The sequence below is a fragment of the Pantoea sp. UBA5923 genome (assembly GCF_002431095.1).
Classification (GTDB): domain Bacteria; phylum Pseudomonadota; class Gammaproteobacteria; order Enterobacterales; family Enterobacteriaceae; genus Pantoea; species Pantoea piersonii.
The window spans coordinates 5,997-7,398 of the sequence record NZ_DJDN01000041.1 but is presented as its reverse complement, the minus strand read 5'-3'; the positions used below and the strand labels follow the sequence as shown (position 1 = coordinate 7,398).

The window sequence follows — 1,402 nt, the reverse complement described above, 5'->3', positions numbered from 1 at the left end:
GGCGTCGGCGGCGTCGGCGGGGCGCTGCTGGATCAGCTTTATCGCCAGCAGGCGTGGCTGAAACAGAAACATATCGATCTGCGCGTCTGCGGCATCGCCAACTCGCGCGCGCTGCTGACTAACGTACACGGCATCGACCTGAGCGACTGGAAAGGCGCGCTGAGCGAGGCCAAAGAGCCGTTTAACCTTGACCGTCTTAACCGGCTGGTAAAAGAGTACCATCTGCTGAACCCGGTGATCGTCGACTGCACCTCCAGCCAGGCGGTGGCCGATCAGTACGCCGATTTCCTCGCCGACGGTTTCCACGTCGTGACGCCGAACAAAAAGGCCAACACCTCATCCTGGAACTACTACCAGCAGATGCGCGCCGCTGCCGCGAAATCGCGTCGCAAATTCCTCTATGACACCAACGTCGGCGCGGGCCTGCCGGTCATTGAAAACCTGCAGAACCTGTTAAACGCCGGTGACGAGCTGATCAAATTCTCCGGTATTCTCTCCGGCTCGCTCTCCTTTATTTTCGGCAAGCTGGATGAAGGCGTTTCGCTCTCGGCAGCGACGAAGATGGCGCGTGAGATGGGCTTTACCGAACCCGATCCGCGCGACGATCTCTCCGGCATGGATGTGGCGCGCAAGCTGCTGATCCTGGCGCGCGAAGCGGGCCATAAGCTGGAGCTGAGCGATATCGAGATTGAGCCGCTGCTGCCCGCCAGCCTGAATGAGATCGCTGACGTTGAAGAGTTTATGCAGCGTCTGCCGGAGCTGGATAACGCCTTCGCCGCGCGCGTCGTCAAAGCGCGTGATGAAGGAAAAGTGTTACGCTTCGTCGGCGCGATTGAAGAGGGCGGCGTCTGCAAAGTAAAGATCGACGCGGTCGACAGCAACGATCCGCTCTATAAAGTGAAAAGCGGCGAGAACGCCCTGGCGTTCTACAGCCGTTATTATCAGCCGATTCCGCTGGTGCTGCGCGGATACGGCGCGGGAAATGATGTGACGGCGGCGGGCGTATTCGCCGATCTGCTGCGCACCCTGTCGTGGAAGTTGGGAGTTTGATGATGGTAAAAATTTACGCACCGGCCTCGATTGGCAACGTCAGCGTCGGCTTCGATGTGCTGGGCGCGGCGGTGTCGCCGGTGGATGGGTCGCTGCTGGGCGACTGCGTTACGGTGGAAGCAGCGCAGCGCTTTTCGTTGCAGAACAGCGGACGCTTCGTCAGCAAACTGCCGGACGATCCCAAAGAGAATATCGTCTATCAGTGCTGGCAGCGCTTCTGCGAGGCGATCGGCGAAGAGGTGCCGGTGGCGATGACGCTGGAGAAAAATATGCCGATCGGCTCTGGCCTCGGCTCCAGCGCCTGTTCGGTAGTGGCCGGTCTGATGGCGATGAACGAGTTTTGCGGTAAACC

The 1,402-nt window shown here is 59.8% G+C and carries 2 pseudogenes; both read left to right on the top strand.

The features are described from left to right. Positions 1–1,050 (top strand): annotated as a pseudogene (thrA, locus tag B3797_RS10330) (bifunctional aspartate kinase/homoserine dehydrogenase I); the annotation flags it as partial. 2 nt (positions 1,051–1,052) lie between these two features. After that, a pseudogene (locus tag B3797_RS10325) lies at positions 1,053–1,402 on the top strand (homoserine kinase); the annotation flags it as partial.